Source organism: Nocardioides sp., assembly GCF_035481145.1.
Classification (GTDB): Bacteria; Actinomycetota; Actinomycetes; order Propionibacteriales; family Nocardioidaceae; genus Nocardioides.
Window position 1 is genome coordinate 1 of the sequence record NZ_DATIHB010000019.1, and the last position, 19,656, is coordinate 19,656.

The window sequence follows — 19,656 nt, forward strand, 5'->3', positions numbered from 1 at the left end:
AACCTGCAGATTCCTGCAGGTTCGCGCCGCCTCGACATTCTTTTGCTGCAGGTCCGCGCCGCTTCGGCGTCAGGAAGAGGTGGCCTTGCGACGAGCGCCCGGCTTGCGGTCGGACGGCTTCGTGACCGGCTGACCGGACGCGACCAGCTCGGCGCGGCGGGCCGCACCGAAGTCAGCGAGCGCGTCGACGAGCTCCTCGACCGACGGGTTCGGCGCCATCACGTCAACGCGCAGGCCGTGCTCCTCGGCGGTCTTCGCCGTCGCCGGCCCGATGACAGCGATGACCGTCGACGGGTGCGGCTTGCCGGCGATGCCGACCAGGTTGCGCACGGTGGAGGACGACGTGAAGACGACCGCGTCGAACTTGCCGGTCTTGATCGCATCGCGCACGGGAGCAGCCGGCGGGGCGGCGCGGACGGTGCGGTACGCCGTGACGTCGTCGCACTCCCAGCCGAGGTCGATCAGGCCGGCGACGAGGTTCTCCGTCGCGATGTCGGCGCGCGGGAGGAAGACCCGGTTGATCGGGTCGAGGTCCTCGTCGTACTCCGGCCAGTCGGCGAGCAGGCCGGCCGCGGACTGCTCACCCGACGGCACGAGGTCGGCGCGGAGGCCCCACTCGAGCAGCGAGCCGGCGGTCTTCTCGCCGACCGCGGCGATCTTGAGGCCGGAGAAGGCGCGGGCGTCGAGGCCGTACTCCTCGAACTTCTCGCGCACGGCCTTGACCGCGTTGACCGACGTGAAGGCGATCCACTCGTAGCGACCCTCGACCAGGCCACGCACGGCCTTGTCCATCTGCTGCGGGTTGCGCGGCGGCTCGACGGAGATCGTGGGGACCTCCTCCGGCACCGAGCCGTAGCCGCGCAGGCGCGCGGAGAGCGAGCCGGCCTGCTCCTTGGTGCGCGGCACCAGGACCCGCCAGCCGAAGAGCGGCTTGGTCTCGAACCAGGAGAGCGTCTCCCGCATGTCCACCACGCTACCCACCACGGTGACCGCCGGGGGCTGGATCTTCGCGGCACGCGCGTCGGCGGCGATGTGCTCGAGCGTCGAGGTCACGGTCTGCTGCGTCGTCAGTGTGCCCGTGGAGGTCATCGAGACCGGCGTCGAGGCGGAGCGACCGGCGGCGATCAGGGCGGCGGCGATGTCACCGATCTGCCCGACCGCCGAGAGCAGCACGAGCGTGCGGTCGTCGGCGTAGCGGCTCCAGTCGATCGCCTTCTCACCGCAGGCAACCACCGACACCTCACGGGCCGTCTTCGTCGTCAGCGGGACACCGGCGTACGCCGGGACGGCACTCACCGAGGAGACGCCCGGGATGATCTCGAACGGCAGTCCCGCCTTCGCCAGCGCCGCGGCCTCCTCCGGACCCGAGGCGTAGAGGAACGGGTCGCCGTTCATCAGGCGTACGACGCGGAGGCCGCGCTTGGCCTGCTTGACGACGACCTTGGCACGGTTGGCGTGGGTCAGCGGCTGGCCGTCGTCGCCGAAGCCGCCGTCGACGAACTCCGGGCCGTCCTCCGCAACCTCACCGTCGGCGACCGGCGCGAGACCCAGCACCTGACGCACGAACGCCGCGTGCTCGGGCAGCTCGGTCACCACCACGTCGGCCTCGGCCAGGAGCGCGGCGGCGCGGACGGTCAGCAGCTCGGGGTCGCCGGGACCGCTGCCGACGAACGCGACCCACCCGGCGCCAGGGCGCCCGGTGACTTCTGCGTGTGCGTGCGGTGCGGGGGTGCGCGTCATGCCTGCTGCTTTCCTTCGATCAGTGCGGCTGCGCCCTCGTCGAGCATCGACGTGGCGAGCCGGCGGCCGATCTCGGCCGCCTCGGTGACCGGCCCGGAGGCGGACCGGCGGAGTTCTACGGTGCCGTCGACGGCGGAGGCCACGGCACGGAGCCAGACCTCGGGGCCGTCCTCGCCCTCGGCCACCTCGGCGAGGGCGCCGACGGGAGCGGAGCAGCCGGCCTCGAGGGCACGGAGCAGCTCACGCTCGGCGGTGACGGCCGCCCGGGTGGACGGGTCGTCGAGGGCCTCGGCGAGGGCCTCGACCAGCGCGGTGTCGGCGGCGCGGCATTCGACCGCGAGCGCGCCCTGACCGGGCGCGGGGAGCATCTGGATCGGGTCGATCGACTCGGTGACGACCTCGAGCCGGTCGATGCGGGCCAGGCCCGCGCGGGCCAGGATCACGCCGTCGACGTCTCCCGAGGTCACGCGACCCAGGCGGGTGTCGATGTTGCCGCGCAGACCGACGATCTCCAGGCCCAGCCCGAGCGCGCGGAGCTGCGCCACCCGCCGGGGCGAGCCGGTCGCGACGACGCTGCCCGGCGGGAGCTCACCCAGCGTGAGGCCGTCACGCGCCACCAGCACGTCGCGCGGGTCCTCGCGGGGCGGGGTCGCGGCGAGCGCGATGCCGTCCTCGGGCGTGGTCGGGAGGTCCTTGAGCGAGTGGACGGCGACGTCCACCTCGCCGCGGAGCAGTGCCTCGCGCAGCGCGCTCACGAAGACGCCGGTGCCGCCCAGAGAGGCGAGCGTCGAGGTCTGGTTGACGTCACCCTCGGTGACGATCTCGACCAGCTCGACCTCGACACCGAGCCGCTGGGCGATCTGGTCGGCCACCTGGCCGGACTGGGTCTTCGCGAGCAGCGAGCGGCGCGTGCCGACGCGGACGACGGAGGTGCGCGTGCTCATGCCCGCTCCTCCGCGATGACCGGTCGGGTCACCGCCGTGACCGCGTCGGGGTCGAGGGCGAAGAGCTCGGCCAGTGCCGCGGCGTAGGACACGGCGCCGTCGGTGTCGGCGAGCTGCTTGACCCGGACGGTCGGCTGGTGGAGGAGCTTGTCGGCCACCCGGCGTACGGTCTGGAGAAGCTCGGCACGCACCGTCTCGTCGAGGTCCGGCAGGCGCGTCAGCAGCCGCTCCACCTCGGCGTCGACGACGCCGGTCGCCATCGTGCGCAGCGCGACGACGGTCGGGGTGACGCTCGCCTGGCGGCGCGCGGAGGCGAAGGCGGCGATCTCCTCCGCCACGATCTCGCGTACGCCGGACACCTCGCGGCCGGCGTCGGAGTCGCGCAGCGAGTCCGCGAGGAAGCGCAGGTCGATCAGGCTCACGCCGGGCAGGTCGGCCACCGCAGGGTCGATGTCGTGCGGCAGCGCCAGGTCGAGCACGGCCAGCGGACGGAGCGTGTCTCCACGGCCCGCAGCCAGCTCCGCGGCGTCGATGACGACCCCGGTGGCACCGGTGCAGGAGATGACGACGTCGGCGGTGCGGAGTGCCTCGCCGAGCGAGTCGAGCGGCAGCGAGCGGGCGGCGTACTCGTCGGCCAGGCGCTGCGCGTTGCCCTCGGTGCGGTTGACGACGGTGATCTCGGCTGCACCGCGGCGGGAGGCCGTCGAGACGGCGAGCGAGGCCATCGCTCCGGCCCCGACGACGACGACGCGGGCGCCCTCGATCGAGCCGACGACGGCGACCGCGTGCTCGAGCGCGGCGGAGACCATCGACGGAGCGGCCCGGTCGATGTCGGTCTCGGCGTGCGAGCGCTTGCCGACGCGGAGCGCCTGCTGGAAGAGCGAGTTGAGGGCGGGGCCGACGGTGCCCAGCTCCTGGCCGACCCGGAGGGCGTCGCGGGTCTGGCCGAGGATCTGGCCCTCGCCGACGACCATCGAGTCGAGGCCGGCGGCGACGTGGAAGAGGTGCGACACCGCGCCGTCGTCGTAGTGCACGTAGAGGTGCGGCAGCAGCTCGCTGGTGATGTCGCTGGTCGCCATGCCGGAGCGCTCGCACAGCAGGCGCGAGACCTCCTCGACCGAGCCGTGGAAGCGGTCGACCTCGGCGTAGACCTCGATGCGGTTGCACGTGGCGATCGCGGTGGCCTCGGAGACGTGCTCGATGGCAGCCACCTCGCTGACCAGCTTGGTGACCCCCTCGGGCGTGAGGGCGAGCTCCTCGAGGACCGCGACGGGCGCGGTCTTGTGGGAGACGCCGACGACCAGGACGCTCATGCGGACTGCTCCTCTCCGGCAACCGCGAGTGCAGCGCCCCGCAGCTCCTCGGCACCCGCCCGGCGCTGCTCGTGGTAGGCGAGGATCTGCAGCTCGACCGAGAGGTCGACCTTGCGGACGCTGACGCCGGCCGGCACCGCCAGGGTGGTCGGAGCGAAGTTGAGGATGCTGGTGATGCCGGCGGCGACGAGCGTGTCGGCGACCTCCTGCGCGGCGCCTGCGGGCGTCGCGATGACGCCGATCGCGATCGGCGTCTCGGCCAGCACCGCGTCGAGCTCGTCGAAGGAGCGCACGGGGATGCCGGCGACCGACTCCTCGCAGCGCTCCGGGGCAGCATCCAGCAGGGCCGCGACACGGAAGCCGCGGGAGCCGAAGCCGGAGTAGTTGGCGAGCGCGTGGCCCAGGTTTCCGATGCCGACGATCGCGACGGGCCAGTCCTGGGTCAGGCCGATCTCGCGGGCGATCTGGTAGCGCAGGTAGTCGACGTCGTAGCCGACGCCCCGGGTGCCGTAGGAGCCGAGGTAGGAGAGGTCCTTGCGCAGCTTGGCGCTGTTGACGTTGACGGCGCCGGCCAGCTCCTCGCTCGAGCAGACACCGATGCCGGCCTCCGCGAGCGAGGTCAGGGCGCGGAGGTACTCAGGCAGGCGTGCCACCGTCGCCTCGGGGATCTCACGCCCCCCGGCCGGGGTCGCCGCAGCGCCGTCAGCAGGCTTCCGTGCGGTCAATGTCCTCGTCGTCCTTCACGCGCGGGGAAGGGCTCATCACAGGCAGTTTTCGGGCCTGTTGACGTCCTCGCAGCCCGATCACTCTAGGAGTTTGTGAACGTGAGAACAAAACGCGAGGGGCCACCTGGCCACCCGGCGCTAGCACAGGTGAGGAGTCTCACCCGCAGCGGGGCCGGTGTGACGCCCCGTGCACCCCTCCCGGTAGGCGCGGGTCCGGGCCCGGGCGGGCGGCCACCCCGGGTCGTACGGCGGGGCTCAGCGCGCCTGCAGGGCAGCGCGCAGCCGCTGCGCGTCGACGCGCCAGAAGTCGTGCCGACGCCCGTCGACGAGCGTCACCGGGATCTCGTCGCCGTACGCCGCCAGGAGCTGTGGGTCGGTGTCGATGTCGATCTCGACGAAGGACTCCCCCAGGTCCGCGCAGACCGCCGCGACGACCTCGCGGGCGACGTCGCAGAGATGACAGCCCGGCCGCATGTAGACGGTCACGCGGGGTTCACGCGTCTGAGACATGGCGTGATGGTGCCACGCACTAGCCTGATCGCGTGAGCCCGGAGAAGCCCCGCAAGCCCAAGGCACTGCCGCTCGACCTCCAGCAGCGGTCGACGCTCGCTGGCGAGGCCGCGGCCGCGATCGCCGAGGTGGAGACGGCCCTCGACGTGCCGGCTGACCCGACCGCCGCCGCGTTCTTCGACGTCGACAACACGGTCATGCAGGGCGCTTCGATCTTCCACCTCGCGCGCGGCCTGCACCGCCGCAAGTTCTTCACCACCCGCGACATCCTCAGCGCTGCCTGGAAGCAGGCCTACTTCCGCATCGCCGGTGTCGAGGATCCCGAGCACATCGAGAAGGCCCGCAACCAGGGCCTCTCCTTCATCGCCGGGCACACGGTCGACGAGCTCCGCGAGATCGGCGAGGAGATCTTCGACGAGGCGATGGCGCACCGGATCTGGCCGGGCACCCGGGCGCTCGCGCAGCTCCACCTCGACCAGGGCCAGCGCGTCTGGCTGGTCACCGCAGCCCCGATCGAGATCGCCCAGGTCATCGCGCGGCGACTCGGCCTGACCGGCGCGATGGGCACCGTCGCGGAGCACGTCGACGGCGTCTACACCGGCAAGCTCGTCGGCGACATGCTCCACGGTCCCGCGAAGGCCGAGGCGGTCCGTGCGCTCGCCGAGCGGGAGGGGCTCGACCTCGCCCGCTGCTCGGCGTACTCCGACTCGAGCAACGACCTCCCGCTCCTGGGGCTGGTCGGCGACCCGTGCGCGGTCAATCCGGACGCGAAGCTGCGTGCCCACGCGAAGGAGCACGGCTGGCGGGTCCGTGACTACCGGACGGCGCGCAAGGCAGCGCGCACCGGGCTGATCACTGCGGCCGTCGCCGGCGCTGTCGCAGGCGGCGCCGGCGTCGCCTTGCGGGGGCGCAACGACCGTCGCTGAGCCGCGGGACGCCACGGCCTCAGGCGGGCGAAACCCCGTTCTGCAGGATTCATTCCCCGTTTCGTTCCCAGAAACAAGTACTTTCGCCTAGGCTGGCTGAGACCCAAAGGGAGAGTTGGGTCACGGGAGGCTTCAATGCACGAGGGACTGGCGTCTGTGCAGCGCGGGTTGGATGCCCTGCGCTCCGCCGTGCTCGAGGCATGCCTCCTCGAGCCCGCGCTGGCCGTCGCCGGCCCCGCGTCGACCCGCGCCTCCTCCGCGCCCCGCCTGCCGTCGACCTGGCTGATGTCCGAGGCGGCCGCCGAGGTCGGCTACGCCCCTGGCGACCAGGGCCCCGACTCGTTCGGCGACGCCGAGCACGCCACGTCCAGCGCGGAGGACGAGGCGACCCGCGAGCGGATGATCGCGCTCGTCGAGCTCGCACGCGGCGGTGACAAGGAGGCGTTCGGCCTCCTCTTCGACCACTACCACCCGTCGGTCTACCGCTTCATCTACTACCGGACCCGGTCGCAGACGCTGGCCGAGGACCTCGCGAGTGAGACCTTCTTCCGGGCACTCCGGTCGATGAACAACTTCCGCTGGCAGGGCCGCGACTTCGGCGCATGGCTGATGACGATCGCCCGCAACCTCTGCAGCGACCACTTCAAGGCCGGCAAGACCCGCCTTGAGCAGACCACCGAGGACATGTCCCTCCACGACGACGTGACTGACGGCCCGGAGACGCTCGTCCTCGCGCAGCTCACCAACGACGCCCTGCTCGGTGCCCTGCAGCAGCTCCCGAAGGAGCAGCAGGAGTGCCTGGTCATGCGGTTCCTGCAGAGCATGAGCATCTCCGACACCGCAAAGGTCCTCGGCCGCACGGAGGGCGCCGTCAAGCAGCTCCAGCTGCGCGGCGTGCGCAACCTGGCCAAGCTGATGCCGAAGGAGGTGCACCGATGACCGGAATGTTGCTGACTGACGCGTCACAGACCGTAACTTCGACCGTCTCATCCTCGTTTGACGGATCAGAGCACTTCCCCGCCGGTCTCCACCGGCTGCCCGCACAGACAGGACTGACGCCATGAGCCCCGTGAGCCCGGCACGCCGCCGCGCCGAGGAGTTCGCGTCCCTGCTCGATGCCCGCGAGCTCGCTTCGCTCGACGGGAGGGGCGGCTCCGCCGGCGCCCACACCGAGGCGCTCGAGATCGTCGCCGCACTGCGCGCCGTCACTGCGCCGCAGCCCTCGCCGGCGTACGTCGCGGAGCTGCGCAGCAACCTGCTCGCCGCCGCCGATACGCTGCTCGCCCCCGCCGCGCCGCGCCTGACGCTCGTCGGGCAGGTCACGACCGCGCCGCAGCGCCACCGCCGCAAGCTCTCCGTCGCCATCGGCACCCTGACCGTCCTGGCCGGCACGACGGGTGTCGCCATGGCGGCCCAGTCCGCTCTTCCGGGCGAGTCGCTCTACCCGATCAAGCGGATCCTCGAGAGCGCACAGACCTCACTCAGCGCTGACGACGCCGCGCGCGCCGACCGGATCATGGACCTCGCCCACGACCGCCTGGGAGAGACGCAGGCGCTCGCCGGCAGTGACTCCGCCAACAGCCGCGCGCAGATCCCGAGCTCGCTCGAGGACTTCGTCGCCCAGGCGTCCCAGGCCGCCGACGTCCTGCTGGGCGAGTACGCCGAGTCCGGCGACATCGCGACGATCATCGAGTTGCGTGACTTCCTCCGTGACAGCCTCGACGCCCTCGCCGGCCTGAAGGGTGCGGTCCCTGCGGACTACGCGGCCGACTTCGACGCCGCGGTCAACGCCCTGCTGAGCATCGACGAGCAGACCCTCGCTGCGTGCGGCGACTGTGGCGGCCTGCTCGACATCCCGGCGATCCTGCTCTCCGGCGCTGCGATCCCTTCGGCACCCTCGGCGCCGACCGCCGCCCCGCGCGTCACCCCGGCGCCGTCGCCCACGAGCAACGCCGTCACCGACCTGCTCAACCAGCTCCCCAAGGTCGGCAGCACCGCCTCCGCCCTGCCCAAGGCGCCGGTGACCGGGTCGGCCACGCCGACGCCGTCCCCCTCGACCTCGAGCCAGCCGAAGGGCACCCTCGGCTCGATCCTGGGCCCCGAGGGTTCGGTCACCGAGCCGCTCACGGACACCCTCGACAGCGTCCTGGACCCGCTCCTCGACCCACTCCTGGGCGGCCTGCTCTGAGGTCTGACCCCGCCTGACCCCGCGGCCACTGCCAAAGTGTCAGGCTGACAGTTCGGCCTGTCCTGACAGTTCGGAGCTGTCAGCGGAGCCGAAAGTGTCATGTTCCGGCTCGCCGGTCAGCCCTGTCGCCGTACTCCGGCGGCGGCGAGCACAGCGGCGAGCCGGCGGCGCGACAAGGCGACGTCCCATCCCCAACGTGCGGCGCGCGGTCGCTTGCGGCGGACCCGGTCCTCACGGACCTTCTCCTCCCAGAGCACCTCTTCCGGTGTCCGTGAGCCGCGCAGTTCCTCGCGGAAGTACTTCCCCTTCCCGTCGAACTCACCAAACGTGCCGAGCGCCGGCCAGTCGAAGTCGACGACGTCGGCGCCCAGGCCGTCGTCGCGCGTGAAGCGCACCTGCAGATCGGGCGCGGGCACCCCGATCAGCACCATCTGACCACGGCTCAATGACTCACCCGCAGAGGCGGACCGGACGTCGACGAGTCGCAGGTTCGCCTCGGCGCGGTTCCTTCCCTGGAAGCGGGGCGGGATCTGACCGATGAGCGCGTCGATCACGGCCGCCTGCTCACAACCGGAGTCGCGGACGATCGCGCCGACGAGGTGGTCGAGCGGCAGCAGGGAGTTCGGAAGCTCGAGGGTCGCCGCTAGATGGATGGCGGTCCACTCCCGCGACGTGACCAACAGTCCCGATGCAGTCGTGGCCACCTGCTCTTTCGGCAGCGCCGTCGAATGAACACGTACGCCGGCGGTCGTCCGACGTGGCCGACCAGGCTGGATCGCGTGCACCTCGCCCAGGTCGCTCGCCAGCAGAGGCGCGCCCCACACCGCGGCCGCCGAGGCGTGCGAGAAGACAAGGTTCGGCCCCCGCGCAGCCGCGGTTGCCAGGATGCGAAGTCGATGGGCCTCGTCGGTGGTCAGCTGTGCGTCCTTGGGCCGGTGGTAACCCCGCCTGATCTGCGTGAGCGAAGGGTCCCTGTCGGGTCGCTCGGCGCCCGCGAGTCGGCGTACGCGCGAGGAGATGACGAGTTCGTCGAGGTCGCTCTGGTCCATGGCGCAGAGCCTGCGCCCCCTGGACGCGATGTGCACCCACCGTCGCCCGGTCCTGTGGAGAAGTCAGCAGGTCGAGGCGAGCCGGAGGCCGGGCCTGACAGTTGGGGATGCCCTGACAGATCCGAGATGTCAGGCTGGGCCAAACTGTCAGGCTGACAGTTTGGCAGCGTAGGCCCGGGCAGCCGCTGCGGTGGTCAGCCGAAGATCGAACGGCGACGCATCAGCAGCTGGTAGAGCGTCTGCTGGATCGTCTCGCGCACCTGGTCGGTCACCTCGAAGATGGTGAGCGGGTCCTCGGCGGCGGACGCGTCGTACTCGTCGGTGCGGATCGGCTCACCGAACTCGATGATCCACTTCGACGGCAGCGGGATCAGGCCGAGCGGGCCGAGCAGCGGGAAGAACGGCGTGATCGGCACGTAGGGCAGGCCGAAGAGGCGCGCGAGCGAGGGCACGTTGCCGACCAGCGGGTAGATCTCCTCGGCACCGACGACGGAGACCGGGATGATGGGTACGCCGGTGCGCATCGCGGCGCTGACGAACCCGCCACGGCCGAAACGCTGGAGCTTGTAGCGCTCGGAAAACGGCTTGCCGATGCCCTTGAAGCCCTCGGGCCAGACGCCGACCAGCTCGCCACCGTTGAGCATGCGCTCCGCGTCCTCCTGGCAGGCCAGCGTGACCCCGCCGCGGCGGGCGATCGTGCTCACGAACGGGAGTCGGAAGACGAGGTCCGCGCCGAGCGGGCGCAGGTGGCGGCCCGTGCGCTCCTGGACCTCGAACATCGTCATGACCGCGTCGACCGGGACGGTGCCCGAGTGGTTGGAGACGATCAGCGCACCACCGGTCTTCGGGATGTTCTCGACACCGCGCACCTCGACCCGGAACCACTTCTCCGCGAGCGGGCGGGCAGTGGTCATCAGGAGCCGCTGCGTCAGCTCGGCGTCGAAGCCGTAGTCGTCGATCTCGAACTCGCCGGTGATCCGGCGGCGGAGGAAGGCGATGAAGTGGGCCGTCTTGCGCTCCCAGTCGTCACCGAAGACCTCCATCGCTGCGTGGCTGAACGCCTCGACGATCTCGGTCACCGGGATGCCGGGGCGCCTGCCCGGGCGATCAGCAGCCGCGGCCGCCTCACGCGCAGCAGCCTCGAGTGCCGCCAACGCGTCCTGGGCCCCGGCCTCCCTCGTCGCGACGTCGGCGTCCGCGTTCTGGCCGCGGGGGGCCTCGGTCACCGTGTCGACGGGCTGCTCCACGGGCGTGTCCGCGCCGATCCGGCGTACGTCGGCATCGCGCGGCGGGCGGGCACCGGTCGCCCGACGCTGGCCACCGAGCAGGTCACGGGCCGCCTTCGAGGGCTTGGCGCCTGCGCCACGGCCGGCGGCACCGTGCGTGCCGATCGGGATGATGTCGGCGTCATCCATCGAGCTCACCGCCCGCCGTCGCGGGCACAGCCGAGGCGGGCACGGGCGTGAGTGCCTGCTCCAGACGGGCCAGGAGCGGCTCTGCGACCGCCCTTCCCGGCACGCCCGGGGGCATGTCGACGGAGCTGGCGAAGTCGCAGAAGGCCTGCTGCGTGGAGTAGCGCGGGGTGTAGCCGAACTCCTCGCGCAGGCGCGTGGTGTCGACACCGCGGCCATAGGTCAGGAAGTCGACCAGGTCACGAGCGAACTCCGAGCGACCCACGCCCCGCATGGCCGAGCCGACCGCGGCGAGCGCAAAAGAGGGCACCGGCAGGCCGGCGCGGCCGAGGCGGCGGATCGCCTGCGAGAGCAGCAGGACACCGTCGCCGGCGAGGTTGAAGGTGCCGGCCACGTCGGTGAGGACCGCGTGACGCAGCGCGCCCGTCAGGTCGAACTCGTGGACGAACTGGAGCCGCGGGTCGAAGCCGAGGACCGTCGGCACGACCGGCAGGCGGAAGTACTGCGCGATCGGACTGTCGACGCCGGGGCCGATCACGTTGGCCGCACGGAGCATGGCGACGCTGACGTCGGGACGTCGCCGGGCGAAGCCCCGCACGTAGCCCTCGATCTCGAGCGCGTCGCGGGAGTAGCCCGAGCGCGGCATCACCTTCGGACCCATCTCCTCGCTGAACATGGAGGGGTCGCGGTGGCTGGCGCCATAGACCGTCGTGGTCGACTTGACCACGACCCGACGTACGTCGGGGGCACGCTGACAGGCACCGAGCAGCTGCATGGTGCCGATGACGTTGGCCTCCTTCATGGAGGCACGCGAGCCCATGCCGCCGGGCGTGGCCACGACGCTCATGTGCACGACCGTGTCGACGCGCTCGCGGACGAGCAGCTTGGCGACGACCGGGTTGCGCAGGTCTGCCCGGACAAACGAAACGGCGCCGAGGTCACCCTCAGGAGGGGCGACATCGACGCCGATCACGCTCGTGACGGCAGGGTCATCGGCAAGGCTGCGCGCAAAACGTCGTCCGAGGTCACGAGAGACCCCGGTGACGAGCACGACCTTGCCGGCCTGCGTCATCGAAGCAGAGAACTCACTTGCCGAGCTTGCGACGCTGGACGCGCGTGCGCTTCAGCAGCTTGCGGTGCTTCTTCTTGGCCATGCGCTTGCGGCGCTTCTTGATCACAGAACCCACGGTGGAACCTTTCCAGAGCTTGACGTCCGCCCTGGCGGATACAGCACGGGCGACCGGGCCAGACTATCGGCCCCGGCACAGCGGCCGAAATCGGGTCCGCCCGCCAGACGGCACGTCGTACGACGTGGGGCCGGGCGGGCGGTCGATCGGATGCGTCGCGGAGCGACTCAGCCGGCGTCGTAGAAGGAACGCTGGATGTACTCCGTGACGTCCTTCTCCTGGACGCGGAAGGAGCGGCCGACGCGATGCGCCGGGAGGTCGCCACCGTGGACGAGGCGGTAGACGGTCATCTTGGAGACGCGCATCATCGCGGCGACCTCGGCGATGGTCAGGAACTTGACCTCCGAGATGTCCGAAGACGAGTTGGCAGCCATGGCACACCACTTTCTTGGGCGCACGCCGCCAGCTTCCCCACTGGCGACCCACGTGCCCCTGTTCCCTGAACACTAGGGGCACCTGTGACGCAGGGGAAGAGTGTGACGGAAAAAGTTCCTTGGTTATCGGCGTGGCGCGTTGATTTGCCTCAAGTTGCGCCTCGGAGCTGCCTCAGGAGCCTGCCGCGAGCTGCTCCGCACGGTCGCGGCAGGCCTCCATCGCCGAGAGGAAGGCAGCCTTCACCCGGTGGTCCTCGAGGTAGCGCAGCGCCGCAGCCGTGGTGCCACCGGGAGAGGTGACCTGCTCGCGCAGGATCGTCGGGTGCGTGCCGGTCTCGCGCAGCATCGTGGCCGAGCCGAAGAGGGTCTGGATCGCGAGCTCGGTGGAGAGCGGCCGGGGCAGGCCGAGCATGACGCCGGCGTCGATCATCGCCTCGACGATGTAGAAGATGTACGCCGGACCGGAGCCGCTCACGGCCGTCACGGCGTTCTGCTGCGACTCGGGCACGCGGACGACGCGGCCGGTGTCGGCGAGCAGCGCCTCGGCCGTGGCCAAATGCTCGTCGTCGCAGTGCGTGCCGGGCGAGATCGCAGAGATGCCCTGGTCGACCAGCGCGGGGGTGTTGGGCATGACCCGCACGACCGCTACGCCGGCGGGCACGCGGTCCTCGATCCAGGCGGTGGTGATGCCCGCGGCCAGCGAGACCACCAGCTGGCCGGCGCGCAGCTCGGGGCGGATCTCGGCGAGCACGGTCGCCATGTCCTGGGGCTTCACGACGAGGGTCACGGTGTCGGCGGCACGCACGGCCTCGACGTTGGAGACCACCTCGACGCCGTACTTCTCCGTCAGCTCGGCCGCGCGCTCGGCACGCTTCTCGCCCACGAGCAGCTCCTCGACCGGGCGGCCACCGCGGATCAGGCCGGCGAGGATCGCCTCGCCCATCACGCCGACGCCGATGAACGCGGTCTTGCTGGCCATGGGTGCACCTACTTCTGCAGAGGGGAGGTCGCACACAGGATGGCAGGTGCACCGCAGCCCCCGCCAAGCAGATCTCGACCTGTGCGTCCCCGACTCAGGCCGTACGCCGCCGCAGCGTCGCCGCGCCCAGCCCCAGCGCCGCCAGGGCGAAGCCGGCGACCACGCTCAGGTCGGCCCAGACGCCCCCGGATGCCGCCGAGCGCGTCAGCGTCTGCATCGCGTCGACGGCGTACGAGAGCGGGAGGACGTCGGAGACGACCCTGAGGACGTCCGGGAGCGCCTCGCGCGGCACGAAGAGGCCGCACAGCAGGATCTGGGGCAGCACGAGTGCCGGCATGAACTGCACCGCCTGGAACTCGGTGCGGGCGAAGGCACTGACGAAGAGGCCGAGCGCGCTGCCCAGGACCGCGTCCGCGACGGCGACCACAGCCAGGAGCCAGACGGAGCCCGCGACCTGGAGGTCGAGCAGGCCGACGCAGAGCCCGACGGCCAGCGCGGACTGCACGGCAGCCAGGAGCCCGAAGGCGAGGGCGTAGCCGAGCAGGAAGTCGACCCGCCCGAGCGGCATCGCGAGCAGCCGCTCGAGCGTGCCCGACGAGCGCTCGCGGAGCGTCGTCACGCTCGTCACCAGGAACATGATGATGAACGGGAAGAGCGCCAGCAGGGCCGGCCCCAACCTGTCGAACGTCTGACCCGGCAGGTCATCGAACATCCACCACAGGAGGGTCATCAACAGGCACGGGACGACCAGCAGCATCGCGACCGTGCGGTGGTCACGGCGCAGCTGGCGCAGCACCCGGGCGGTCACGGCCAGGGTCACCCGCGGATTCATGCAGCACCTCCCACCAGGGTCAGGAAGGCCTGCTCGATGTCGGACGCACCCGCCTGCTCCTTGATGCCCGCAGGGGTGCCCTCAGCGATGAGCTCACCGTCCCGCATCAGCAGCAGGCGGTCGCACCGCTCCGCCTCGTCCATGACGTGGCTGGAGACGAGCACCGCGGCTCCCTCGGCGGCGATCGTGTGGAAGAGCTGCCAGAGCTCGACCCGGAGCACCGGGTCGAGGCCGACGGTGGGCTCGTCGAGGATCAGCAGCTCGGGCCTGCCGAGCAGGGCGACCGCCAGGCTCACCCGCCCGCGCTGCCCACCACTGAGGTCGCCGACGATCCCATCGGCGGCACCACCGAGGTCGACGGCCTCGACGCAGCGCTCGACCTCGGCCTGCCCGACGCCGAGCACCGCCGCGAAGAAGCGGAGATTCTCCCGGACCGAGAGGTCGTCGTAGACGCTGGCCGCCTGGGTGGCATAGGCGACCCGGCGCCGCAGCCGGGCGGCACCCGCCGGGTCCCCCAGCACCTGGACCGTGCCGGTGATACCCGCCTGGACGCCGACCAGTGCCCGCATGAGTGTCGACTTGCCGCAGCCCGACGGGCCGAGCAGGCCCGTGACCTCACCGGACGGGATGGTGAAGTCCAGCCCGCGCAGGACCTCGCGGCCGCGCCGTACGACCTTCAGGCCGGAGACCCGCACCGCAACCGCGTCGTCCATGGCTCCACCTTCTCGCCGAACCGTGCCTTGTGACCAGCCGAACCAGCAGTTGTGGTCACCCGAACCTGCAGGTTCGAGTGACCACAACTCACGGTTCGCGCTGGGAACCGAGGTGCTCGCGGGCGAAGGCGAGGGACTCGGCGAGGTCGAGGTCGCGCTGCCGTGCGGTGCCCGAACGGCGGGTGTTGATCTCGACCACGACATGTCCCGCGAAGCCCACCGCGGCGAGGTGGCGGAGCAGTTCCTTGGCCGGCTGCGTGCCGCGGCCCGGGACGAGGTGCTCGTCCTTCGGGGAGCCGATGCCGTCGGTCAGGTGGAGGTGACGCAGCCGGTCGCCGAGGCGTCGCACCATCTCGAGCGAGTCGGCCTGTGCCGTCGCGGCGTGCGACAGGTCGACGGTGGTGTTGGCATACGGCTCGTCCGAGGGGTCCCAGCCGGGCTGGTAGACCTCCATGCCCCGCCGGGCCGAGGCACGCCAGGGATACATGTTCTCGACGGCGAACCGGATGCCGGTCGTGAGCTCGAGCGCCGCGATGCCCTCGACGAAGCCGCGCGCGTAGTCACGCTGCCACCGGAACGGCGGGTGGACGACGACCACGTCGGCACCCAGGTCGTGCGCGAGCTCCGCGGAGCGCTCGAGCTTGCCCCACGGCTCCGTGCCCCAGACCCGCTGCGTGACCAGCAGGCAGGGGGCGTGGACCGCGCAGACCGGGACGCCATGGCGCTCCGAGAGCGCCTTGAGCACCGCACCGTCGCGCGAGATCGTGTCGATGCCGACCATCACCTCGACCGCGTCGTAGCCGAGCCGGCGCGCGTAGGCGAAGGCGTGCGATGTCGACTCGGGGTAGACCGAGGCGGTGCTCAGTCCGATCAGCCCCTCGAAGCCGGCCATGTCAGTGGTGGACGAAGCCCAGGTGGTCGAAGCGTTCGAGGATGACGCCCTCGCGGAGCGCCCACGGGCAGATCTCCAGCTGGGGAAGGTCGAAGATGTCCATGACCGCCTCGGCCACCAGGGCCCCGGGGACGATCTGATGGGTCCGGCTCTCGGAGACGCCGGGCAGGAGCGCCAGCTCCTGGTGGCTCATCCCGACCAGCTTGGGGATCCACTCCGCGAGCGCTGCGGCCGGCAGCGCTCGCGGCACCAGCGGCCCGTCGCCCGACGGCGCGGCCCCGCAGATCCGGGCGAGCGAGCGGAACGTCTTCGAGGACGCCGCGGCGCGGTCGGGAGCACCGTAGCGGAGCAGCTGACCGGCGTCCTTGGCGATCGCGGCGCGGATCGCGCGTCGGAGGTCGCGCAACGTCGCTGTGTCGGGCACGCCGTCAGCGAAGTGGTTGCGGGCCAGGCGTGCTGCGCCCAGCGGGAGCGACCAGGCGACGTCGGGCGCCTCGTCCTTGCCCCCTGCGATCTCCAGCGAACCGCCGCCGATGTCGAAGACGGCCAGCCGCCCTGCTGACCAGCCGAACCAGCGTCGTACGGCGAGGAAGGTCAGCCGCGCCTCGTCCTCGCCGGGGAGGACCTCGAGGTCCACCCCCGTGCGCTCGTGGACGTGGGCGAGCACCGCGTCGGAGTTGGTCGCGTCGCGGACCGCCGACGTGGCGAACGCGAGCATCTCCTCGCACCCCTTGTCCTGGGCGACCTCGAGGGCGGCAGCGCAGAACGCCGTGAGCGCGTCGATGCCGGCCTGGCTGACCGCACCGGATTCGTCGAGGTGCTCGGCGAGACGCAGCGGCTCCTTGTAGGAGTACGCCGGCAGGGGCGCCGCGCCGCCATGGGCATCGACCACCAGCAGGTGCCCGGTGTTGGAACCGATGTCGAGGACGCCCAGCCGCATGGCTTCCACGCTACCGGCAAAGGGGTCTCGACACGTTCGCTGCGCTCACACGCGACCACCGGGCGCCGTAGTCTTTGCCGGTGCCTGAGGTCCCCCTTGATTTCCCCCGCGCCCACGTCGAGTTCGTCAACCCGGCCGACGAGACCGAGATCTTCCGTTGCGACCTGACCTGGCTCACCTCCAGCTGGACCTGCATCTTCGGCTCGGGCTGCGCGGGCATCTACCGGCACTCCCCCGACGTCGGGTGCTGCACGCTCGGCGCGCACTTCAGCGACAAGGACGACGAGGAGCGCGTCGCGGCGTACGTCGACCAGCTGACGCCCGCGTCGTGGCAGTTCCACCCTGCAGCGACCGAGCCGGGCCGCAAGGTGAAGCGCAAGGACTGGGTCGAGAAGGACGACGACGGCGAGCGCAAGACCCGCGCGCACGTCGTCGACGGCCAGTCGTCCTGCGTCTTCTCCAACCGCCCCGGCTTCTCCGGTGGCGCCGGCTGCGCGTTGCACTCCCTCGCCGTCGACCAGGGCATCAGCTACATCGAGACCAAGCCGGACGTCTGCTGGCAGCTGCCGATCCGGCGCACGTTCCGCGAGGTCGAGCGCATCGACGGGTCGGCGTACACCGAGGTCGGCATCGGCGAGTACGACCGCCGTGGCTGGGGCCCCGGCGGCCACGACCTGGACTGGTACTGCTCGGGCAACACCGAGGCGCACGTCGCGATGGAGCCGGTCTACGTCACCTCCGCGCCCGAGCTCATCGCCCTGATGGGCGAGCAGGGGTACGCCGAGCTGGTGCGGCACTGCGAGGCGCACGTGCGGTCGCGGTCCGCCCTCGCGCTGCACCCTGCCGACCCGCACTGAGCCCCGGTCAGCAACGCGCGCAGTATCTCGATGTCAAGAGATATCGACCCCCGTTTTCGTGTGTCTCGCGTCTCGGGTTAACAATGCGGGCATGCGCCTGGACCACGTTTCGTACGCCGCAGGACCCGACGGCCTCAAGGCCACCGCCGAGCGCCTGGGCAAGCTGCTCGGCACGGAGATCGCTGACGGCGGCGTGCACCCGCGCTTCGGCACCTGCAACTACATCCTGCCGCTCGCTGGGGACACCTACCTCGAGGTCGTCGGCGCGCTCGAGCACCCGGCGTCCGACAAGGCCGTCTTCGGCCAGGCGGTCAAGGCACGCACCGCGCTCGGCGGCGGATGGCTCGGCTGGGTCGTGGCGGTCAGTGACCTGGAGGCCGCCGAGGAGCGCCTCGGTCGCGAGGCGAAGGACGGCTACCGGCACCGCCCCGACGGGCACGAGCTGATCTGGAAGCAGATCGGCATCAAGGAGCTCGACGCCGACCCCCAGCTCCCCTACTTCATCAAGTGGCTCTCCCCCGAGGAGGACCACCCGTCTGCGGGCGCCTCCGGCGACTACTCGCTGGCCGCCATCGAGATCGCCGGCGACCCGCACCGGGTCTCCGAGTGGCTCGGCGAGCCGGAGGACCACCCGCTCGACGACGTCGAGGTCCGCTGGGTCGCCCCGCACGGCACCCCGGGCATCGTCGCGGTCGAGTTCACCACTCCGAACGGCTGCGTCCGCATCTGACATGAGCCGCACGGCTCCGGGGGCGATCCCGTCACCCAACATCTGGCACCACACCGCCACCTACGAGCTCGAGAACCACGCGGCCGATCCGGCGGGCGAGATCGAGCGTGCGATGGAGGCGGTCGCGTCGTGGGCCGGTCGTACACTCCTCGACCTCGGCTGCGGCACGGGGTTCCACCTGCCCCGGTGGGCGGCGTCGGCCTCGACGGTGATCGGCGTGGAACCACACGCGGACCTGCTCGCGGTGGCAGCACGTCGCGTACGCCGGCTGGCCAACGTGACCCTGGCGCAGGGGACGGCCCAGGCGATCCCGTTGCCGGACGCCTCGGTCGACGTCGCACACGCCCGGTGGGCGTACTTCTTCGGGCCCGGCTGCGAGCCCGGCCTGGCCGAGCTCGCGCGGGTCATGCGGAGGGGCGGCACGGCGTTCGTGATCGACAACGACGCCAGCCGGTCGACGTTCGGTGGCTGGTTCCGGCGCGGCTATCCGACGGTCGACCCGGACGAGGTGTCGCGCTTCTGGACGAGCCACGGGTGGACCCGCACGCCGGTCGACATCGCCTGGCGCTTCGAGTCCCGCGCCGACCTGGAGGCGGTGGTGCGGATCGAGTTCAACAGGGACGTCGCCGACGCCGTCCTCGCGGAGTGGACGCACGAGCACGGCCTCGAGGTCGACTATGCGGTCAACCTCTGGCACCGGAGCTACTGACGCGACATCAGGCTTGTGGCGTCGCGGCCGAGCGCCGACATGCGTCGAGTCGTGTCCTAAGGCGGAAGCGCGACAGAACCGCATGCGACCGCTCATGCCGATGTTGGGGCGGATCGGCGGGGCGGCTGCTTGACCGCCTGTGCCCCTGTTGAGAGGCTGCGACCACTTTCGGGCGTTGGGGGTGCGGTGCGGTCGGCTCTGGCAGTTCTCATGATTGCGCTTGTGGTCACCGGATGCACCGAGGATCCCAAGGGTCCCGATCCTGATGCGCCGTCGGTCGTCGGTGAGTTCGGCGTCCAAGCCGAGTCTTTGTACGCGGACCTGGCGGGGACCGTGTTGCGGATCGCAAGCGATCGCCACGATGTTTGTCTTCCTCCGGTCGACCACGTGACGGGGCCGTGGCACCCGGACGAGACCTACCTGATGAGTGGCTGATGGACGACGTCGTGCCCGGATGTGAAGGTGCGCCTGCTGTCGTGTGCGTCAACGTCGGATCCGAACTCGCTGCGCCTCGATTCGACTCGGTCGAGTTGATGTTGCCCCTGACCGGAGCCCCGACTCTGCAAATCAAGCGAGATGCGAACGCCCGAACTCACGGTCCACAGTGCCCTGATCCCCTGACTGAGCCGGCACGAC

At 71.1% G+C, this 19,656-nt stretch carries 20 protein-coding genes and 1 pseudogene; 6 read left to right on the top strand and 15 right to left on the bottom strand.

The features are described 5' to 3' along the window. Window positions 1–69: 69 nt before the first annotated feature. The 5 genes and pseudogenes from VLF38_RS01785 to VLF38_RS01805 all read right to left on the bottom strand — a co-directional run bounded on the left by VLF38_RS01785 (window position 70) and on the right by VLF38_RS01805 (window position 5,232). Window positions 70–1,740: a uroporphyrinogen-III synthase gene (locus VLF38_RS01785; protein ID WP_325269577.1), complete on the bottom strand. Its 1,671-nt coding sequence runs from the start codon at window positions 1,738–1,740 to the stop codon at window positions 70–72. Beyond that, window positions 1,732–2,684, bottom strand: a pseudogene (gene hemC / locus VLF38_RS01790) (hydroxymethylbilane synthase); the annotation flags it as partial. The gene VLF38_RS01785 and the pseudogene hemC, both read right to left, overlap by 9 nt. Continuing rightward, window positions 2,681–3,997, bottom strand: a complete 1,317-nt coding sequence (locus VLF38_RS01795) for a glutamyl-tRNA reductase (RefSeq protein ID WP_325269579.1) — start codon at window positions 3,995–3,997, stop codon at window positions 2,681–2,683. The pseudogene hemC and the gene VLF38_RS01795, both read right to left, overlap by 4 nt. Then, window positions 3,994–4,722, bottom strand: a complete 729-nt coding sequence (locus VLF38_RS01800) for a redox-sensing transcriptional repressor Rex (RefSeq protein WP_325269580.1) — start codon at window positions 4,720–4,722, stop codon at window positions 3,994–3,996. The genes VLF38_RS01795 and VLF38_RS01800 overlap by 4 nt, the downstream gene beginning before the upstream one ends. Before the next feature lie 255 nt (window positions 4,723–4,977). Beyond that, entirely contained in the window at window positions 4,978–5,232 is a 255-nt protein-coding gene (locus VLF38_RS01805) for a glutaredoxin family protein (RefSeq protein WP_325269581.1), read from the bottom strand. A 32-nt stretch (window positions 5,233–5,264) separates the two neighbouring features. On the opposite strand from VLF38_RS01805, the gene VLF38_RS01810 reads away from it, so the two are divergent. From VLF38_RS01810 to VLF38_RS01820, 3 genes are all read left to right on the top strand, one after another. Next, window positions 5,265–6,158, top strand: a complete 894-nt coding sequence (locus tag VLF38_RS01810) for an HAD-IB family hydrolase (RefSeq protein WP_325269582.1) — start codon at window positions 5,265–5,267, stop codon at window positions 6,156–6,158. Window positions 6,159–6,293: 135 nt separating this feature from the next. Further along, window positions 6,294–7,097 carry a sigma-70 family RNA polymerase sigma factor gene (locus VLF38_RS01815; RefSeq protein WP_325269583.1) on the top strand — a complete coding sequence of 268 codons (804 nt, stop codon included), beginning with the start codon at window positions 6,294–6,296 and terminating at the stop codon, window positions 7,095–7,097. A gap of 121 nt (window positions 7,098–7,218) precedes the next feature. Further along, a complete protein-coding gene (locus VLF38_RS01820) occupies window positions 7,219–8,346 on the top strand; it encodes a DUF5667 domain-containing protein (RefSeq protein WP_325269584.1) in 1,128 nt (375 codons plus the stop codon). A 116-nt stretch (window positions 8,347–8,462) separates the two neighbouring features. Here the strand turns inward: VLF38_RS01820 and VLF38_RS01825 are convergent, their stop codons facing one another. From VLF38_RS01825 to VLF38_RS01870, 10 genes are all read right to left on the bottom strand, one after another. Then, complete coding sequence (locus VLF38_RS01825) at window positions 8,463–9,395, bottom strand: hypothetical protein (protein ID WP_325269585.1); 933 nt, start codon at window positions 9,393–9,395, stop codon at window positions 8,463–8,465. 194 nt (window positions 9,396–9,589) lie between these two features. After that, window positions 9,590–10,810, bottom strand: coding sequence for a lysophospholipid acyltransferase family protein (locus VLF38_RS01830; protein WP_325269586.1), 1,221 nt, complete (start codon window positions 10,808–10,810; stop codon window positions 9,590–9,592). Next, window positions 10,803–11,879, bottom strand: a complete 1,077-nt coding sequence (locus tag VLF38_RS01835; RefSeq protein WP_325269587.1) for an NAD-dependent epimerase/dehydratase family protein — start codon at window positions 11,877–11,879, stop codon at window positions 10,803–10,805. Before VLF38_RS01835 ends, VLF38_RS01830 begins: the two co-directional genes overlap by 8 nt. A 13-nt stretch (window positions 11,880–11,892) precedes the next feature. Further along, window positions 11,893–11,994 (bottom strand): 30S ribosomal protein bS22, encoded by a 102-nt coding sequence (locus VLF38_RS01840; RefSeq protein ID WP_084653504.1) that lies wholly within the window; start codon window positions 11,992–11,994, stop codon window positions 11,893–11,895. Window positions 11,995–12,161: 167 nt separating this feature from the next. Then, window positions 12,162–12,368, bottom strand: coding sequence for a helix-turn-helix domain-containing protein (locus VLF38_RS01845; RefSeq protein WP_188784241.1), 207 nt, complete (start codon window positions 12,366–12,368; stop codon window positions 12,162–12,164). Between the two features lie 172 nt (window positions 12,369–12,540). Further along, window positions 12,541–13,347, bottom strand: a complete 807-nt coding sequence (proC, locus tag VLF38_RS01850) for a pyrroline-5-carboxylate reductase (protein ID WP_325269588.1) — start codon at window positions 13,345–13,347, stop codon at window positions 12,541–12,543. Between the two features lie 94 nt (window positions 13,348–13,441). After that, window positions 13,442–14,179: an ABC transporter permease gene (locus VLF38_RS01855; protein ID WP_325269589.1), complete on the bottom strand. Its 738-nt coding sequence runs from the start codon at window positions 14,177–14,179 to the stop codon at window positions 13,442–13,444. After that, window positions 14,176–14,892, bottom strand: a complete 717-nt coding sequence (locus tag VLF38_RS01860; RefSeq protein ID WP_325269590.1) for an ABC transporter ATP-binding protein — start codon at window positions 14,890–14,892, stop codon at window positions 14,176–14,178. Before VLF38_RS01860 ends, VLF38_RS01855 begins: the two co-directional genes overlap by 4 nt. Before the next feature lie 88 nt (window positions 14,893–14,980). After that, entirely contained in the window at window positions 14,981–15,784 is an 804-nt protein-coding gene (locus VLF38_RS01865; protein ID WP_325269591.1) for a sugar phosphate isomerase/epimerase, read from the bottom strand. A 1-nt stretch (window position 15,785) separates the two neighbouring features. Next, a complete protein-coding gene (locus VLF38_RS01870; RefSeq protein WP_325269592.1) occupies window positions 15,786–16,724 on the bottom strand; it encodes a Ppx/GppA phosphatase family protein in 939 nt (312 codons plus the stop codon). Between the two features lie 80 nt (window positions 16,725–16,804). Here VLF38_RS01870 and VLF38_RS01875 point away from each other — a divergent pair, with 80 nt between their 5' ends. The 3 genes from VLF38_RS01875 to VLF38_RS01885 all read left to right on the top strand — a co-directional run bounded on the left by VLF38_RS01875 (window position 16,805) and on the right by VLF38_RS01885 (window position 19,020). Then, complete coding sequence (locus tag VLF38_RS01875; RefSeq protein ID WP_325269593.1) at window positions 16,805–17,581, top strand: hypothetical protein; 777 nt, start codon at window positions 16,805–16,807, stop codon at window positions 17,579–17,581. Between the two features lie 91 nt (window positions 17,582–17,672). Then, window positions 17,673–18,311: a VOC family protein gene (locus tag VLF38_RS01880; RefSeq protein ID WP_325269594.1), complete on the top strand. Its 639-nt coding sequence runs from the start codon at window positions 17,673–17,675 to the stop codon at window positions 18,309–18,311. Window position 18,312: 1 nt separating this feature from the next. Then, the gene (locus VLF38_RS01885; protein ID WP_325269595.1) at window positions 18,313–19,020 is read left to right on the top strand and encodes a class I SAM-dependent methyltransferase; all 708 of its coding nucleotides are present in this window, start codon (window positions 18,313–18,315) and stop codon (window positions 19,018–19,020) included. Window positions 19,021–19,656: the final 636 nt, after the last annotated feature.

Bases quoted from the DNA above. Each gene is read 5' to 3' on its own strand.
- VLF38_RS01785 (WP_325269577.1), bottom strand. From the start codon at position 1,740: ATGACGCGCACCCCCGCACCGCACGCACACGCAGAAGTCACCGGGCGC.
- VLF38_RS01795 (WP_325269579.1), bottom strand. From the start codon at position 3,997: ATGAGCGTCCTGGTCGTCGGCGTCTCCCACAAGACCGCGCCCGTCGCG.
- VLF38_RS01805 (WP_325269581.1), bottom strand. From the start codon at position 5,232: ATGTCTCAGACGCGTGAACCCCGCGTGACCGTCTACATGCGGCCGGGC.
- VLF38_RS01815 (WP_325269583.1), top strand. From the start codon at position 6,294: ATGCACGAGGGACTGGCGTCTGTGCAGCGCGGGTTGGATGCCCTGCGC.
- VLF38_RS01820 (WP_325269584.1), top strand. From the start codon at position 7,219: ATGAGCCCCGTGAGCCCGGCACGCCGCCGCGCCGAGGAGTTCGCGTCC.
- VLF38_RS01825 (WP_325269585.1), bottom strand. From the start codon at position 9,395: ATGGACCAGAGCGACCTCGACGAACTCGTCATCTCCTCGCGCGTACGC.
- VLF38_RS01830 (WP_325269586.1), bottom strand. From the start codon at position 10,810: ATGGATGACGCCGACATCATCCCGATCGGCACGCACGGTGCCGCCGGC.
- VLF38_RS01835 (WP_325269587.1), bottom strand. From the start codon at position 11,879: ATGACGCAGGCCGGCAAGGTCGTGCTCGTCACCGGGGTCTCTCGTGAC.
- VLF38_RS01845 (WP_188784241.1), bottom strand. From the start codon at position 12,368: ATGGCTGCCAACTCGTCTTCGGACATCTCGGAGGTCAAGTTCCTGACC.
- proC (WP_325269588.1), bottom strand. From the start codon at position 13,347: ATGGCCAGCAAGACCGCGTTCATCGGCGTCGGCGTGATGGGCGAGGCG.
- VLF38_RS01855 (WP_325269589.1), bottom strand. From the start codon at position 14,179: ATGAATCCGCGGGTGACCCTGGCCGTGACCGCCCGGGTGCTGCGCCAG.
- VLF38_RS01860 (WP_325269590.1), bottom strand. From the start codon at position 14,892: ATGGACGACGCGGTTGCGGTGCGGGTCTCCGGCCTGAAGGTCGTACGG.
- VLF38_RS01865 (WP_325269591.1), bottom strand. From the start codon at position 15,784: ATGGCCGGCTTCGAGGGGCTGATCGGACTGAGCACCGCCTCGGTCTAC.
- VLF38_RS01870 (WP_325269592.1), bottom strand. From the start codon at position 16,724: ATGCGGCTGGGCGTCCTCGACATCGGTTCCAACACCGGGCACCTGCTG.
- VLF38_RS01880 (WP_325269594.1), top strand. From the start codon at position 17,673: ATGCGCCTGGACCACGTTTCGTACGCCGCAGGACCCGACGGCCTCAAG.
- VLF38_RS01885 (WP_325269595.1), top strand. From the start codon at position 18,313: ATGAGCCGCACGGCTCCGGGGGCGATCCCGTCACCCAACATCTGGCAC.